Origin of the sequence: Novacetimonas hansenii, from assembly GCF_014843995.1 — a bacterium.
In the GTDB taxonomy this organism is placed as follows: Bacteria; Pseudomonadota; Alphaproteobacteria; order Acetobacterales; family Acetobacteraceae; genus Novacetimonas; species Novacetimonas hansenii.
In genome coordinates this window covers 1,991,713-2,007,546 of sequence record NZ_CP062147.1, presented here as the reverse complement: position 1 = coordinate 2,007,546, position 15,834 = coordinate 1,991,713, and the positions used below count along the sequence as shown (strand labels likewise).

At 57.5% G+C, this 15,834-nt stretch carries 14 protein-coding genes; 7 read left to right on the top strand and 7 right to left on the bottom strand.

What is annotated here, in order from left to right:
* Nucleotides 1-91: 91 nt before the first annotated feature.
* On the bottom strand, nt 92-1,282 hold the full coding sequence (locus IFJ82_RS08700) for a lytic transglycosylase domain-containing protein (RefSeq protein WP_338042207.1): 1,191 nt from the start codon (nt 1,280-1,282) through the stop codon (nt 92-94).
* A 41-nt stretch (nt 1,283-1,323) separates the two neighbouring features.
* Nucleotides 1,324-2,265 (bottom strand): 2-hydroxyacid dehydrogenase, encoded by a 942-nt coding sequence (locus IFJ82_RS08695; protein WP_003619751.1) that lies wholly within the window; start codon nt 2,263-2,265, stop codon nt 1,324-1,326.
* Between the two features lie 110 nt (nt 2,266-2,375).
* Here IFJ82_RS08695 and IFJ82_RS08690 point away from each other — a divergent pair, with 110 nt between their 5' ends.
* Nucleotides 2,376-2,957: an NADPH-dependent FMN reductase gene (locus IFJ82_RS08690; RefSeq protein WP_192263859.1), complete on the top strand. Its 582-nt coding sequence runs from the start codon at nt 2,376-2,378 to the stop codon at nt 2,955-2,957.
* A gap of 62 nt (nt 2,958-3,019) precedes the next feature.
* On the opposite strand, the gene IFJ82_RS08685 is transcribed toward IFJ82_RS08690, so the two are convergent.
* From IFJ82_RS08685 to IFJ82_RS08675, 3 genes are all read right to left on the bottom strand, one after another.
* Nucleotides 3,020-4,255, bottom strand: a complete 1,236-nt coding sequence (locus IFJ82_RS08685; RefSeq protein ID WP_192263856.1) for an MFS transporter — start codon at nt 4,253-4,255, stop codon at nt 3,020-3,022.
* 23 nt (nt 4,256-4,278) lie between these two features.
* A complete protein-coding gene (locus IFJ82_RS08680; protein ID WP_062808781.1) occupies nt 4,279-4,677 on the bottom strand; it encodes a GlcG/HbpS family heme-binding protein in 399 nt (132 codons plus the stop codon).
* A gap of 92 nt (nt 4,678-4,769) precedes the next feature.
* Nucleotides 4,770-5,522, bottom strand: a complete 753-nt coding sequence (locus IFJ82_RS08675; RefSeq protein ID WP_192263854.1) for an IclR family transcriptional regulator — start codon at nt 5,520-5,522, stop codon at nt 4,770-4,772.
* 158 nt (nt 5,523-5,680) lie between these two features.
* Between IFJ82_RS08675 and IFJ82_RS08670 the strand changes: the two genes are divergently transcribed.
* The 4 genes from IFJ82_RS08670 to IFJ82_RS08655 all read left to right on the top strand — a co-directional run bounded on the left by IFJ82_RS08670 (nt 5,681) and on the right by IFJ82_RS08655 (nt 10,282).
* Complete coding sequence (locus IFJ82_RS08670; RefSeq protein WP_192263852.1) at nt 5,681-6,466, top strand: alpha/beta fold hydrolase; 786 nt, start codon at nt 5,681-5,683, stop codon at nt 6,464-6,466.
* An 804-nt stretch (nt 6,467-7,270) separates the two neighbouring features.
* Nucleotides 7,271-7,951, top strand: coding sequence for a sulfotransferase family 2 domain-containing protein (locus tag IFJ82_RS08665; protein WP_040510775.1), 681 nt, complete (start codon nt 7,271-7,273; stop codon nt 7,949-7,951).
* Nucleotides 7,952-8,197: 246 nt separating this feature from the next.
* Nucleotides 8,198-9,223 (top strand): L-glyceraldehyde 3-phosphate reductase, encoded by a 1,026-nt coding sequence (gene mgrA / locus IFJ82_RS08660; protein WP_062808783.1) that lies wholly within the window; start codon nt 8,198-8,200, stop codon nt 9,221-9,223.
* Between the two features lie 120 nt (nt 9,224-9,343).
* Entirely contained in the window at nt 9,344-10,282 is a 939-nt protein-coding gene (locus tag IFJ82_RS08655) for an AEC family transporter (protein WP_192263849.1), read from the top strand.
* A 192-nt stretch (nt 10,283-10,474) separates the two neighbouring features.
* On the opposite strand, the gene IFJ82_RS08650 is transcribed toward IFJ82_RS08655, so the two are convergent.
* Together IFJ82_RS08650 and IFJ82_RS08645 are read right to left on the bottom strand one after the other, a co-directional pair.
* Nucleotides 10,475-12,253, bottom strand: a complete 1,779-nt coding sequence (locus tag IFJ82_RS08650; protein ID WP_275403440.1) for an ABC transporter ATP-binding protein — start codon at nt 12,251-12,253, stop codon at nt 10,475-10,477.
* Between the two features lie 171 nt (nt 12,254-12,424).
* A complete protein-coding gene (locus tag IFJ82_RS08645; protein ID WP_003619766.1) occupies nt 12,425-13,381 on the bottom strand; it encodes a hydrogen peroxide-inducible genes activator in 957 nt (318 codons plus the stop codon).
* A 145-nt stretch (nt 13,382-13,526) separates the two neighbouring features.
* On the opposite strand from IFJ82_RS08645, the gene ahpC reads away from it, so the two are divergent.
* Nucleotides 13,527-14,090: an alkyl hydroperoxide reductase subunit C gene (gene ahpC / locus IFJ82_RS08640; RefSeq protein ID WP_003619768.1), complete on the top strand. Its 564-nt coding sequence runs from the start codon at nt 13,527-13,529 to the stop codon at nt 14,088-14,090.
* 74 nt (nt 14,091-14,164) lie between these two features.
* On the top strand, nt 14,165-15,778 hold the full coding sequence (gene ahpF / locus IFJ82_RS08635) for an alkyl hydroperoxide reductase subunit F (protein WP_003619770.1): 1,614 nt from the start codon (nt 14,165-14,167) through the stop codon (nt 15,776-15,778).
* Nucleotides 15,779-15,834: the final 56 nt, after the last annotated feature.

Here is a 15,834-nt window from a genome sequence, read left to right as displayed (position 1 = left end):
CGCTGTGCGTGTTATCGTCACGTCATATCCTTGTCTGTCATGATGGGGGCCCGGGCGCATGCAGGATGTTCCCGATACCAATGATAGTATATCATGCATGTGCGGGCACAGTCAGGCATGCCATGGCATGCGCATGTAATGTCTGGCACGCCCGCAATGCATCGTCGGCGGCAAACCCGACGAAACGGGCACGATAAAGCGTGCCACCAGCAACCGGAACCGGCATGACCATGGTGGCCAGAGGCACACGTCCGGTCCCGATGATCTGGCGTGTCGTATCAAGGGCCTGACGTGCCTCCACATCCGTGGAAAATGCGCCGATCTGCACCGCCCACTGCCCCGTCGGGGCGGGTATATAGCTTGCGGCATGAAGTATGGGGGATGATGGTGCAGATGACGTCTGTGTATCCGGCAGGGGGGCGCTGTCGGCAATCGCGATGGCACCGGCCGTCATTGAGGGCGCACTCCCCCCATCATCATGCGGTGTATCCTGATCCATCAGACAGGGCGCCGCCGGGTCATAGGCAGCATCGGCATTACGCAGGCAGCCATCCGCCGTCCGTGACAGGGATGCTGCCATCCTGATAGGCTCGGAAGTAGTGGAAGACGCCGTGTCAGTAGAAGCATTGACCGGAGAAGCATTGACTGGGGGCACATAGGCGGCATCCGGGTTCACCCCATCCGCCCGTGCCAGCAGGGTGGGGGCGCGAAGGGGGGATGCATCGATTCCCAGACTGGGCGTGATGGCCGCCACATATTGCACGGTTTCATCAGGCAACGGCGCACCATTGCGGCGCCATTCCTCCACCCGATCCGGACCAGCATTATAGGCAGCCAGAAAGTCAGGGGCGCCAAAACGGTCATACATCTGCCGGATATAGGCTGTGCCTGCCATGATGTTATCATGGGGGTCATATGGATCACCACCAAGCCCGTATTGTGCCTGCATGTCGGCATAGGTCTCGGGCATCAGTTGCATCAGGCCCATTGCACCCGCGCCTGATGTGGTCAACTGCCCATCCAGATACTGTTTTCCACCGGATTCCTGCTGCATGACAGCACGTATCCACGCCTGTGGAACGGAAAACTGGCTGGCGGCCTGCTGGATATATGGCCCCCATGGGTCATCCGCCGTTCCCGGTGCGCGATAGATACGTTGCCCGGCGGTCATCTGCGCCTGGATCGCGGGCTGGGCGGTGGTGCACGCGGCCACCCCCATTACAAGACCCATCATCACCAGTCCCATGCGGCGCTTCTGCATTGGCGCATCTTTCGTCATCATGTGGTTTGGAACATTTCGATCAGGTACCGCCCATCCTATTCCTAATATCCACGTCCTGCATCATAGAGAAGGGCAGGGGGCACACCATGCTCGATTTCGTGAATGACTTCCGCCAGATAGGCAGCCTGCTCCGTCCGGGATGCTTCAGAGGCGGCGTGGGGTGTAACCGTCACCATCGGATGCTCCCACAGGCGGGAGGCCATCGGCAGGGGTTCCTCCCGAAAAACGTCAAGCACCGCCCCCGCAAGGTGGCCATTATCAAGTGCCGCAAGCAGGGAGACCTCGCACACCTGTTCCCCACGCCCGGCATTCACCAGCATGGCCCCGCGCGGCAGCCGCGACAGCAGGGCTGCGTCGATCATGTCACGTGTCTGTGCCGTGTTGGGCAGGAGGGAGACAAGGATATCGACCTGCGACAGGAATTCTCCCAGCTCGCCTGCCCCTGCAAATGATCTGATGCCCGGAACCTCGCGTCGTGTCCGTGACCAGCCGCGCACCTTAAACCCGAAGTGATGCAGCCGCCGTGCCACATGCCCGCCCAGATGCCCCATCCCCATGATCCCGACGGTCGTGGTGGCAGCCGTGCGCGTCACCAACCTACGATGGAAGATCCTGCGTTCCTGCTGCCGTGCCCATGTACGGGTTTCGCGCAGAAGGGACAGGCACGCCCATGTCACATATTCCTCCATCAGGGCAGCCGTTTCCCTGCCCCCCATGCGCACAAGCGGTACGTCATGGGGCCAGTGCGGGTCTGCCAGCAGATGATCCACCCCCGCGCCCGCACACAATATCGCCTTGAGGTTCCTGAAGCGCGCAACAGCACCATGCGCAGGCTTCCATACAAGCAGGTAATCCACACGGTCAGGGATACACTGGGCATCTTCCCACCAGATGATGTCCAGATCCGGGGCAATGGCGGAAAATTCATCTTTCCAGCTCTGGAATGCCGGATATTCGCCTTCCGCGACTGCTAATGTCACCATGTTGAACAAGTCTCTCCCGCCATATGTGATGTTATCGTCAGGCCGGGCAACGTGGGCGGCAGTATCGCGGATACCCGATTGTAACCCTCATACCCTTATGGAGAAGCAGCATGACCACGACCAGCCCCCTGCATTTTGTTACCCTTCTGGGCAGCCTGCGCAAGGCGTCATTCAATGCAGCAGTGGCACGTGCCCTGCCGGAGATCGCACCGGAAGGGATTGCCATCACTCCGCTTGGCTTCATCGGCACCTTTCCGCATTACAGTCAGGATGTACAGGAAGAGGGATTCCCTGCCCCGGTGCTGACGATGGCGCAACAGATCGCCACAGCGGATGCCGTGGTGATCGTGACACCTGAATATAACTACTCCGTCCCCGGTGTTCTGAAAAATGCGATCGACTGGCTGTCGCGTGTGTCGCCGCAACCGCTGGCTGGCAAGCCCGTGGCACTTGTAACCGCGTCCCCGGGAATGATCGGGGGCGCACGGGCGCAATATCATCTGCGCCAGAGTCTTGTATTCCTCGACGCCTATGTGCTCAACCGGCCCGAAGCAATGATCGGGCAGGTGACAGGCAAGGTGGATGCACAGACGCTGGAACTGCGCGATGTCGCAACGCGGGAGTTTCTGGCCCGTCAGCTCGATGCGCTAGCAGCACTTGCACGCACGCTGTCTCCGCGTGCAATCACCTGAAACCGGGGGCGGGTGTGGGGCAGGAACATGGCCTGCCCCACGCGGCAGGCCACATAACAGGGCTACAGGATCGGTTCGCGGACTTCGGCAATACCGCTTTTCTTCAGGATTGCCACCGCCAGAAGATAGACAAGCAGCCCCCCAAGCGAAAGGACTGCCCCCCCCATGCCAAGTGCACCATACCCATAATGCCACGCAAGAAGCTGACTGCCGAGCGAGGCCCCCAGCGCGTTGGCGATATTGAAGGCCGAGTGATTGAGCGAGGCGGCAAGCGTCTGTGCATCCCCTGCGAAATCCATCAGGCGCGTCTGTAGCGCGGGACCAAGTGCATTGACAAACGCGGGAATAAGAAAGACGTCAAGCATCAAGCCATAGATGTTATGCAGCAGTACCGGGAAGACCACCATGGCCAGGACACTGCCCGCCAGTGCCAAAATTGCAGCAAGATCCAGGTTACGGTCCACGATCCATGCACCGATATTCGCACCGGCCAGCATGCCCAGACCCCAGACGACCATGAACACCATGACCAGCCATTCAGGCACATGCGTCACATCCTGCAACACGCTGGTCAGATAGGTATAGATGGCGAACATGCCCCCGAACCCGATGGCCGCCGTCAGCAGTGTCAGCAGCACCTGCGTGTTACCCAGTGCCGTGACCTCCCGCAGGGGGGAATTGGCGCGGTTGGGTGTGTCAGCCGGAATATAGCGCAGGACCCCAAGGAAGACGACGAAGCCAAGGACGGCGATTATCAGGTACGCCACGCGCCAGCCCATATGGTCGGCGGCGAATGTCGAAAATGGTGCACCAAGCAACGTGGCAATCGCGATGCCGGACAGGATACGCCCGACCGCCCAGCCACGTCGGGACCGTTCAACCATGGATGCCGCCACCAGTGCGGAAATCCCGAACAGTGCGCCATGGGGAAGGCCGGTGATGAACCGCGCGACCTCCACCAGTCCAGGCGTCGGCATGAGGATGCTCAGGACATTGCCAGCACAGAACAGCAGCAATAACAGCAACAGCAGTTCACGCCGCGACAGGCGCGCACCCAGAACGGTGATGAGCGGCGCGCCAATCACCACGCCAAGCGCGTAGGCAGTGATGGCATATCCGGCATCAGCGGGTGAAAGGCCAAGCGACGATGCGAATTCGGGCAGCATTCCCATAATGGAAAACTCCCCGGTGCCAACGACGAACGTGCCGAATGTCAGCGTAAGCAGCGCCGCTGTCCTGCCACGGGGAGGGACAACAATCCCATTGATGGGCTTGGGCGGTGCGGTTTCAATCGTCATGAGAGTTCCCGGACAAAGGCCATTCAGGCCGTTAGGATATTGGCCGCGGCGCGGGCGATGGCGATGTCATCCTCGGTGGAGGCGCCAGAAACGCCGATTGCCCCCACAAGCACACCGTCAGCCGCCCTGAGCACCAGACCGCCACCAAAGCTGGTCAGGCCACCGTTGGTGTTTTCCAGCGTATATGCACCAGCGTCGGGGTGGGCGATTTTTGCGAAATCTGCACTGTCCATCTGAAAAAGCACTGCCGTGCGTGCCTTTTTGTTGCTGACATCTATGACCCCCAGCGGGGCATCATCCATACGCATGAAGGCCACAGGCCATGCTGCGGCATCCACGATGGAAATGCACACGCTGACGCCAAGTCGCTGCGCCTCGGTCAGGGCAGCGTTCAGCATGAGTGTTGCAGAAGATAATTTCATCGCACCTGTCCTATTAACCGCTGTTCCGAATGGAAAACGCACAATAACCATCATCCCCGGCATGGGAACATGCCGCGGCCGGGAAAACAGGTTTATTCAGCATTGTTGAACCGCGCGCATCCGGCATGCCGCATCATCATCCATGCCATGCGTGCAAGCCGGTGCCGGGGAAACTGCGCCGCTGATCCCGTCAGGCAGATACTGGCCCGTACTTCCCCGTTTTCACGCCACGGGATGGCCACACCATGCAGTCCGGCCTGATAGGCCTGTAAATCCAGTGCGTATCCACTTATCCGTACCGCCTCGATCTGTGTGCGAATATCTTGGCCCAACGCATTGGCACGGGTTGCCAGTACCCTCTTTCCCAATCCGGGGACAAAGGCCAGGAAAACCAGACCCACAGCCGACCCTTCAAGCCTTTCACGACGGCCTATGCCCGATGTCGCCATCGCGGGATTGGCGATATCCACGATGTCGAGATAGGTGGCTTCATCGCCACTGGGTACAGCCAGCCAGGCGGTGGCGCCACTTTCACGCGCGATGGCCTCCAGCATCGGACGCAGGTGGGTGCGCAGCCTCGTGTCGTCCCCTGCGATACGCGCAAGATTCAGGATACGTCCCCCAAGATGATATCGCATATCGCCCGGCCTGCGTTGCACATAACCAAGCTGGCCCAACGTCTGGAGGATATTGTGTGCTGTCGTCTTGCCGATACCTGAAACGGATGCGATCCGCTGCAATCGCGCGGCGCCGCCTTCCTGTGCAATGATTTCCAATATGGCTGCGGACCGTTCGATGGACTGGATCAGTTTCGGCGTGTTTTCCACGATGCATGTTCCCGTCATCCGGCGCGGATCAAGATGTTTGAACAACCGGAACATACGCGGATTTCGCGGTCAATTCCGCCAGGTAGCCATCCCCACAAAGTTATGACGGGCGGCAGGAGGGCGATTACCCTAGGATAGGGAACGAGACCAGACTGAAAACAGGAGTTTTTCTGCCTATGTTGCTGAATATGATTGAACAGGGACCGCAAAACGGCGACCTGTCACGTCCTCCTGTCGTTTTCCTTCATGGCCTGTTCGGGCGAGGACGTAATTTCGGGTTTTTCCAACGGCGCATCGCAGCCACACGACGTACACTGGCGCTTGACCTGCGCAACCATGGGCAAAGCCCTCATGGGGCGATGGACTATCCCACCCTCGCCGCTGACGTGCGCGAGACACTGGCGGCGCATGATGCATTACCTGCCACGGTTGTCGGCCATTCAATGGGGGGAAAGGTCGCGATGATGCTTGCCCTGTCTTTCTGCACGGATGTGCATTCCCTGCTGGTTGCCGATATCGCCCCGGCGACAGGGGGATTTGCACAGTCATACCAGCTTGCGCACAAGATGGCAGCGTTACGTCTGCCCGCCATGCTGGACCGGGTGGGGGCGGATGCTCTCCTGCAACAGTTTATCGGGGAAAAGCCGATACGTGATCTGATGATAACGAACCTTACCCTTGGGGAACGTCCGCATTGGAATATCGGCATTCAGGATATTGTGGCGTCGATGCCTGCCATTATCGGATGGCCGCAACTGGGCGCGCAAATACATTATGATGGCCCGACGCTGTTTATTGCCGGGGGGCGATCACCCTATATCCAGCCTGCAAATTATCCTGTGATGCGACAGCTTTTCCCGCATTACCAACTGGAGGTCATACCAGATGCAGGCCATTGGGTACATGCACAGGCCCCGGCAGAATTTCTGAACCTGCTGAATCTGTTTTTGGATGCACCCTGAATTTCAGGGAATGCAGAAGGGTAAAACATGGCAGGACAGCAGCCTTCACCTTGAATCTGCATGAAAATAATCACGACAGGCGGGTATAGCTTTGGGATGTTCACAAGATATTATCACACATGATTATTATTTTCAGGGAGAATTCATTCCTTCGAACAGGATTGACGGATCTTTGAGTGAGAGAAATACCGCCCTGCCCAGCACCATCTTCCCTGTGTGACAGTTCTGGGCAGTGCGTGGAAATCCATCTGACAGACAGCCTGCCTGGCCCCTGTAAATGGCCGCCCCCATCACGGTGTTACACACAGCCCTGTTGATTGGGCACCATATAAGAACATGGATGTCCGATCATGTCAGTGGTCATGTCTCAATAATGAATAGCAGACACATGGGGGACGATGCAGCCTGAGCGTTCCTTTGGGGAATAGCAACCATCCGCAAATAATGGGCAAAAACGGTAATGGAAAATAACAATCCTGACCATGCATCAAATGCAGGGAAATATTTCAAAATATAAATTACAAATCATGTCTGTATTTTTTGGTTATTAATGTAACAAAATTTTTCTATCATGTAGTTTTTATGAAAAATAAAGTAACAAAGCATCATCCATGGCTCGATTTCCGTGGTGGGTATGATAGGAATTGCTTGTATTCCAGAGTGTTTTCCTGAATTTCATTACCAGACAGAGATCGCAATATCATGAGAGCCAATAGTACTACCCCCGAATGTTCTGTGAATACGCGATACACGGCCTCACATTCCACCTTGTCCCAAGGTTTATTTCATTCTTTGACGCGTGGGATGGGATTCGAACTTCCTTCAGATTTTCATGAATGGGCGGCGGATCGCGGGTTATATGTCCCACATGGACGCAAACGTCGGCAGCGCATGGATCTGATCGCACGACGGGGGGTATTGTTCATTCATGTGCCGAAAAATGCCGGGACATCCATTGCCACGGCACTGTACGGTCGTCCCATGTTACATGAGACAATGCATTTCTTTACCCGGACCGCCCCGGCAACCCTGCGTCAAATACCCAGCGTTGCCATCCTGCGCGATCCCGTTGCCCGGTTTGTCTCCTCTTACTGTTATGCAAGGGCAGGGGGGGGCCGCCATCGACAGGTTGTGGATACGTTTCGTGATCGTTACATGAAGTTCCGTTCGGTGGATGATGCTCTCGACCATGTCGAAAACGCCCGTTCGATTTATGGAATGGATCATATTTTTCGTCCCCAGTCATGGTACGTCAATGACCGTTCCGAACAGGTGCTGGTGGATCATCTGGTTCCGCTGTCGGCTGTTGCGAACCTGCACAGGGTCCTGCCCGCATTCCGTGGCGTGCGTATCCAGCACCTTAATGAAAGCCTTGATCACGATATCGTCCTGACCGGACGGCAGACCGCGCGCATTCATGCGATCTATCATCAGGACGTCCTTTTATATGATCGCAGCATCAAGAACGCAGACAGGTTTCGATGAAGGGGCTTTGAACATACCCATCGGATGGGATAAGGGTTCGCGAATATCGAATTCTTCCACAAATCCCATGTTTTCCGGGGATTTCCCAAGAAATCCCCGGCAGGTAATCCCTTGATGCCTGTAGCAAGGCGCCCAGAATAACGCTTTGTGCCATGTGCGATGTATGACCATCGCCCTCTTTCCCGTTCTCCTTATTGGCGTATATCGTTGACCCTGCGGTATCAACCACAGGGGGAGACAGAAAAGATGACATGGGTTCCTGATGCACGCCGTTATGAACGGGCCGACTTTCGGCGTTGTGGTCGCTCGGGACTGGATCTGCCCCCGATATCCCTTGGGTTATGGCAGAATTTTGGCGGAAGCGACGTGTTTGAAACAGGGCGTGCGGTTATCCGTCGGGCATTCGACCGTGGCGTCACGCATTTCGACCTCGCAAACAATTACGGTCCGCCCTATGGCTCCGCCGAAGAAAATTTTGGCCAGATCCTGAAAAAAGACTTTTCCGCCCACCGTGATGAAATGGTCATTTCGTCCAAGGCGGGATGGGACATGTGGCCTGGTCCGTATGGGATGGGGGGATCACGCAAATATCTGCTTGCTTCCCTGGATCAGAGCCTGCACCGCATGGGTCTTGATTATGTGGATATTTTCTATTCCCATCGCCCGTCCCCTGATACTCCCCTTGAGGAGACGATGGGCGCGCTGACGCAGATGGTGCGCCAGGGCAAGGCACTTTATGTCGGCATATCGTCCTATGGACCGGAACGCACGCGTGAGGCGGCGGCGATCCTGAAGGCGGAAGGCGTGCCCCTGCTGATCCACCAGCCCTCCTATTCCCTGCTGAACCGATGGGTGGAGGTGTCATTGCTTGATACGCTGGCGGAACTCGGGGTGGGGTGTATCGCCTTCTCTCCACTCGCGCAGGGATTGTTGACGGACAAATACCTTCATGGAATCCCGGATCAGTCCCGGGCGGCACGGGGGGAGTCCTTCAGTCGTGACATGCTGGGGGCGGAAAACCTGGCGCATGTGCGTGCCCTGAACGAATTGGCGGCGCAACGGGGGCAAAGTCTGGCCCAGATGGCCATCGCATGGGTATTGCGCGACCCGCGGGTGACATCCGCGCTGATCGGCGCACGTAATGTTGCGCAGTTGGATAATTCACTTGATGCCTTGAACAACCTTCATTTCAGCAGGGACGAACTGACGCGGATCGACACATACGCCCGCGATGGCAAGATCGATCTGTGGCGCGGGGTCAGCGCCCTGTGAACGGTCATGAACAAGACCGTGGTCATATCCTCGTTCCATAATCCGCCCCCCCTGTAAAATATTATGGGGGTGCCAGAACTTTACTGACCTGACCCTGCATATCATGGGAAACACGACTGCATGCTTTCAAACATACTTGCCGCGATGCTACCGCTTGTGGTGGTGTTTTCCCTTGGTTATCGCGCGGGATGGCATAAGGATTTCAACGGGGAACAGGTTTCCACCCTGAACCGGATGGTCATGCTGTATGCCTTTCCGCTGAACCTGTTCGTCGGGATCACCAATACCCCCCGCGCAATCCTGGCGGAGCAGGTGCCACTTGCGGTGTCCGTATTTTCATTGATGTGCGCGAGCTTCGTCATAGCGTACTTCATGTCACGTCACGTTTTCAGGCGTGATGCCTCCACCTCGACATTACAGGGGTTGGCAATTGGCGCACCATCCGTACCTTTTATCGGTTCGGCCATGCTACCTCCCCTGATCGGGCACAGCAGCGCCACCGTCGCCATTTCCGCTGCCGTATTCGCCATGGTGCTGGTGCAGACGCCGCTATGTTTCATGTTGCTGGCCAAGAATGCGGATGCAGGCAGCGTGACCACGCCAGTCAGTGTCCGCAGGCAGATCCTGTCCTCGCTGGAGGAACCGATCGTCTGGGCTCCCATCGCTGCCACGATGCTTGTGGTCATGGACCTGCATCTTCCCAAGGTACTGCTCGATTCACTTGGTCTCCTGGGGAATGCTGCGGCTGGGGTTGCACTTTTTGCATCGGGGATCGTGCTGTTTGCGCAACGTGTATCCATAACTCTGCCCGTGGTCATGACGGTGCTTGCACGCAATCTTATCGTGCCGGCGGTATCGTGGGGCGTACTGGTGCTGGTTGGGATGCCGCATGATACCATCCGCGCAGCAGTTCTTGCGCTGTCGATCCCGGTGGGGACCGTGATGGTGATCCTTGCCGTACGCTTCAGGGTTGATGAACGTGAGGCCGCATCCACCCTGTTTCTCAGCGCCATCCTGTCGGTTCTGACGATGACGCTGTTTATCGCCTGCACGGGTTAGCACGCGACGCTTGCGGTCATATTGTTCCTTGGGAACTGTCTGAAAACAAACCGTTGATAAAAAATAAGAAAAGTTTTTGGGTGCCGCCTTTTTTCAAAAAGGCGGCGTCTTCTGAAGCTTTTTGGGAAAAGCTTCACAAAAAAACCTTTATAATTTCAGTATGTTATTGAACCTGACTTTTCAAACAGTCTCTTATTGGTATCCTGCCGCCTGAAGGGCAAACAGCTCGGCATAACGTCCATTGCGGGCCAGCAGGTCGTCATGTGTGCCAGATTCCAGTATCTGGCCATGTTCCAGGACAATGATACGATCAGCAGTGCGCACGGTGGAAAAACGATGCGAGATCACCAGCGCCGATTTGCCTTGGCGCAGCGCACGCATACGGTCAAACACATCCGCTTCCGCACGCGCATCCAGCGCCGAAGTCGGTTCATCAAGGATCAGCAGGTCTGCATCACGCATATAGGCACGTGAAATGGCAATTTTCTGCCATTCCCCACCGGACAGGTCCCGTCCTTTTGCAACCCTCTTGCCAAGGGGCTGATCATACCCAAGCGGCAGTTTTTCTACGACGCCATCGGCAAGCCCTTCGCGGGCTGCCGCCATGATCCGCGCGCCATCCTCCAACGCACCGATACGCCCGACGGCGATGTTTTCTGCTGCCGTCAGGCTATAGCGCACAAAATCCTGAAAAATGACCCCGATATGGGCACGCAGGTCATCAAGGTCCATATCGCGCAACAAGACGCCATCAACCGTGATTTCCCCTTCATCAGGTTCATACAGGCGCGTCAGCAGCTTGACGATGGTGGTCTTGCCCGCGCCATTTTCCCCCACCAGCGCCACGGTCTCCCCGGCGCCGATACTCAGTTCCAGATGGCGCAGCGCCCATCGGTTCGTTCCGGGATAGCGGAAACCGACATTTCGAAAGCGGATGCCATGACGGATGGGGGAGGGAAAAGGCTGCGTCACGACAGGCGTGGTAATGACCGGTCGCAGGTCAAGGAATGCAAAGAAATCATCAAGATACTGCGCCTGTCCCGCCGTCTGGGTGATCCCCAGCAGGAGACTGGATAGCAGGCCATGCAACCGAAGGAATGAACCCGACAAGAATGTCAGATCCCCCACCGAAAACTGTCCCCGCACCGTATCGCGTACGATAATGATATAAACACCGTAATAGGCCAGTGACCCGATCGCGGCGAACAGGCCACTCCATCCGAACCGGCGCAGGGCAAGCCCGCGGTTCTGTTCCAAGACAGTGTTGGCCGCCGTACGGAAGCGCCCGACAAGGAACCCGCCCAATCCAAACAGTTTTATTTCCTTGGCATGTTCGGCACTGGCCCCGACATGGCGCAGATATTCCATCTCCCGCCGCTCCGCCGTTTTGGCCCGCATCAGGCGATAGGCTTCGGCATTGAAACGGGCCTCGCCCGCTGCGGCAGGCAACAGGCCGACAATCAGGACAACAACCATCCACGGCGCAAAAGCAACCACCCCGATCACCAGCGTCACGGCCGTCAGCGCCGTTTGGCCAATGTTGAACAGTTGCACCAGCAGGTTGTTGCGCCCGGATGCCTGCCGCCGGGCACGTTCCAGCAGATCCTGCAATTCACTCGATTCGAACTGCGCCAGGTCAAGTGTGGCCGCATGATCCATCAATGCAATGCTGACGGCGTTGATATAACGTTCATTCAAAAGCGCATCGACAAGGGCCATCGCGCGTGATGTCAGGTCTGACATGATAATCAGCGCGAATTCCACCGCCAGCCACAGTTCCAGCCGGGGCGAACCCGCAAGGGAACCCGCATGCCCGTCAAGGCGTATGACGTCATCGACGATCAGTTTCGCGACATACAGCGCAAGGGGCGGCTGGATCGCCTGCACCAGTCGCAACCCGATACTGCCGAGTGTCAGCGCCGGGCTGCATTGCCATAACTGTCGGAACATACGCGGAAGATGTGCATACACCCCGAAACGCCGTAACAGCCATATACGCCATGATGTAAACATATCAGGCCGTGATGACCGGGAGGAAGACTGTGGGATCAAGGCCGATTTTCCATGAACGTGGTGAACGTGGCGACGCATCGCGCCACCCGGACCGGTGACAGGCATGATACCTGACGGGATGGGGGACTGTTACCCCTGTATCCCATAACCGCCCTGATCGGGATCAGTCACCGGATGGCAGCCATCTGGCGTGTTTTCACGCAGGAATGCCGCGAACTCGCGAAATGCGTCCTCCCGCGGGTCGGATGCGCGCCACACCAGGCCAATGGTGCGCCGCGCATCCGACAGAGGCAGGGTGGTGATCAGGTCTTCCCATTCACCGCGATGCCGCAGGGCAAGATGAGGTATCAGCGAATATCCCTCGCCAGCGCCAATCATATGCCACAGCATTTCCAGGCTGGTGGCAAGGCGCTGCCGGTCATGATGTGGGGGCATGCCACACAGGGCAAGTGCCTGTTCACGCAGGCAGTGCCCCTCTTCCAGCAGCAGCAGATCCGGCCCGTCCAGTTCCCCCATCGCCAACCCCTGATGCGCCGCCAGAGGGTGCTGCGCAGGAAAGGCAGCGACAAACGGTTCTTCGAAAATCGGTGTGCAATGCAGGGCATCATGGCTGACGGGGAGGGCGGCAAACACCAGATCAAGTTCATCATGGCGCAGCATCTGGAGCATGGGCAGTGTCTGGCTGTCGGTCAGTTGCAGACGCAGTTGCGGATATGCATGTCTCAGCAATGGGAGGAGGCTGGGAACATAATAGGGGCCAAGCGTGGCGATGACCCCGATACGCAGCATGCCTTCAAGCGGGCCAGCCTGCACGCGCGCGGCCTCGATCATGGCACGTGCGGCGGCAAGCACCTCTCGGCCAAGCGCGATCAGGCGCGCGCCCTGCGGGGTGGGGGCGACATGGCGGCGGGTACGTTCGAACAGCACCACACCCAGTAGGGTTTCAAGTTTGCGCACCTGTTCCGACAGGCCGCCCTGACTGACGCCGCAGCGTTCTGCCGCACGTGAAAAGTTGCGCAGGTCATCCACCGCAACAACATATTCAATGTCCCGCAGCGAAAGGCCGGAAAGGGGGATATAGCTCATGGGTATAGGTATAACGGATTCCTGCATGGGGATTGAAAGGTTTTGCCGATCAGAGCTATCAGAACAAACAGTTTCCGCGTCATCCGTGTTCGTGGGACAACAGGCCTGTCATCAATGACAAGCGAAAAAGTGAGGAGCATTTTACATGGCACGCATCAATTCGCCCCTGAAGCCTTTCAAGGCTGATGCCTTCCACAATGGCAAGTTCATTACCGTGACCGATGCCGACGTGAAGGGCAAATGGTCTGTCTTCTTCTTCTACCCGGCGGACTTCACGTTTGTCTGCCCGACAGAGCTTGAAGATCTGGCCGACAACTATGCCGCGTTCCAGAAGCTGGGTGTGGAAATCTATTCGGTCTCCACTGACAAGCATTTCACGCACAAGGCATGGCATGATACCTCGCCGGCCATCAGCAAGATCAAATATGTGATGATCGGCGACCCGACCGGGCATATCGCACGTAACTTCGACGTCCTGATCGAGGAAGCGGGCCTTGCCGACCGTGGCACCTTCCTGATCGATCCCGAAGGCAAGATCCAGTATATCGAGATCACGGCAGGCGGCGTCGGTCGCAGCGCCACCGAACTCCTCAGCAAGATCGAGGCCGCGCAGTATGTCGCCTCCCACCCGGGCGAAGTCTGCCCGGCGAAGTGGAAGGAAGGCAGTGCGACCCTGACCCCGTCGCTGGACCTCGTCGGCAAGATCTGATCGCAGGTTCGTGGTCCGGCCCCTTTGCGGGCCGGACCATTCCCCACCTTTTCGGAAAAAGCGGAGTTCTTTCCATGTTGCAGGACACCATCAAGGCACAGCTCAAGGGGTATCTGGCGAATCTGTCCCATCCGGTCGTGCTGGAAGCCTCGCTTGATGACAGCGCACCATCGCATGAGATGCATGAGCTTCTGCATGAAGTCGCTGCCCTTTCCGACAAGGTGCAGGTTTCTGAACAGGGCGTGGCCACGCGACGTCCTTCCTTCGTCATCCGTCGCGCCGATGCAGCGGCAGGAAATACCATTGCGGGTGTGACCTTTGCGGCCATCCCGATGGGGCACGAATTCACATCCTTCGTACTGGCGCTGTTGCAGGTGGCCGGGCGTGCGCCCAAATTTTCTGATGACGTGATCGCGCAGATCCGTGCCCTGCCGGGAAAATACACGTTCGAGACCTATGTCTCGCTGTCATGCCAGAACTGCCCGGACGTGGTGCAGGCGCTTAATGCCATGAGCGTGATAAATCCCAACATCCATAATACCACGATTGATGGTGCATTGTTCCAGGACGAGGTTGCCGCACGCAACATCATGTCCGTGCCACAGGTCTACCTTAATGGCGAAGCGTTCGAGACCGGGCGCGCCGATGTGGAACAGATCCTTGCAAAGCTGGATGCGGACGCCCCGCGTCGCGCGGCGGAAAAGCTGAAGGATATCCCCCCCTTTGACGTGCTGATTATTGGTAGTGGCCCTGCTGGGGCTGCTGCTGCTGTCTATGCCGCGCGCAAGGGATTACGTACCGGCATCGTGGCAGAGCGTTTTGGCGGTCAGGTGATGGATACGGACGGGATCGAGAACTTTATTTCAGTCCAGGAAACGGACGGTCCGAAACTCTCTGCCGCGCTGGAGGCGCATGTCCGGCAGTACGATGTCGATGTGATTTCATCGCAGCGCGCCAGTGAACTGTTTCCTACGGCACAACCAGGGGGGCTGCATGGTGTGGCGTTGGAAAGTGGGGCCATCCTGCATTCCCGCACGGTCATTATCGCCACCGGTGCGCACTGGCGCCATCTGGGCGTGCCGGGCGAGGAGGAATACCGCAACAAAGGCGTGGCCTATTGCCCGCATTGTGACGGCCCGTTCTACAAGGGCAAGCGTGTTGCCGTCGCGGGGGGCGGAAACAGCGGTGTCGAGGCTGCGATCGACCTTGCGGGCATTGTCGCGCATGTCACGCTGTTGCAACGCGGATCGCACCTGAAGGCGGACAAGGTGCTGCAAGACAAACTACACAGCATGACCAATGTGACGGTTCTGACGGAGGCCCTGACCACCCGGATCGAAGGAAATGGAAAGAACGTCACAGGCCTGACCTATCGCGGGGGCGATGGCACGGACCACCAGATCGACCTTGAGGGCGTATTTGTGCAGATCGGCCTGCTGCCCAATACCGGCTGGCTTAAGGGCACGATACAGTTGACCGATTTTGGGGAAATTGTCGTCAACGATCATGGTGCGACCTCGATCCCCGGCATATTCGCGGCTGGTGATGCCACGACAACCCCCTACAAGCAGATCGTCATTGCGATCGGGGATGGGGCAAAGGCTGCGCTTTCTGCGTTTGACTACCTGATCCGTGTTCCCCCAATCGTGCAAAAACATGCCACGACGCTGGAGGCTGTTTCAAACTGATCCAATAACGATAAGGCCTCTCCTGGCGCTGTCTTGTCCAGACAAGGCAGCACCAG

Coding starts and splice junctions, on each gene's coding strand:
- IFJ82_RS08700 (WP_338042207.1), bottom strand. CDS start 1,282: ATGATGACGAAAGATGCGCCAATGCAGAAGCGCCGCATGGGACTGGTG.
- IFJ82_RS08695 (WP_003619751.1), bottom strand. CDS start 2,265: ATGGTGACATTAGCAGTCGCGGAAGGCGAATATCCGGCATTCCAGAGC.
- IFJ82_RS08690 (WP_192263859.1), top strand. CDS start 2,376: ATGACCACGACCAGCCCCCTGCATTTTGTTACCCTTCTGGGCAGCCTG.
- IFJ82_RS08685 (WP_192263856.1), bottom strand. CDS start 4,255: ATGACGATTGAAACCGCACCGCCCAAGCCCATCAATGGGATTGTTGTC.
- IFJ82_RS08680 (WP_062808781.1), bottom strand. CDS start 4,677: ATGAAATTATCTTCTGCAACACTCATGCTGAACGCTGCCCTGACCGAG.
- IFJ82_RS08675 (WP_192263854.1), bottom strand. CDS start 5,522: ATGACGGGAACATGCATCGTGGAAAACACGCCGAAACTGATCCAGTCC.
- IFJ82_RS08670 (WP_192263852.1), top strand. CDS start 5,681: ATGTTGCTGAATATGATTGAACAGGGACCGCAAAACGGCGACCTGTCA.
- IFJ82_RS08665 (WP_040510775.1), top strand. CDS start 7,271: ATGGGATTCGAACTTCCTTCAGATTTTCATGAATGGGCGGCGGATCGC.
- mgrA (WP_062808783.1), top strand. CDS start 8,198: ATGACATGGGTTCCTGATGCACGCCGTTATGAACGGGCCGACTTTCGG.
- IFJ82_RS08655 (WP_192263849.1), top strand. CDS start 9,344: ATGCTTTCAAACATACTTGCCGCGATGCTACCGCTTGTGGTGGTGTTT.
- IFJ82_RS08645 (WP_003619766.1), bottom strand. CDS start 13,381: ATGAGCTATATCCCCCTTTCCGGCCTTTCGCTGCGGGACATTGAATAT.
- ahpC (WP_003619768.1), top strand. CDS start 13,527: ATGGCACGCATCAATTCGCCCCTGAAGCCTTTCAAGGCTGATGCCTTC.
- ahpF (WP_003619770.1), top strand. CDS start 14,165: ATGTTGCAGGACACCATCAAGGCACAGCTCAAGGGGTATCTGGCGAAT.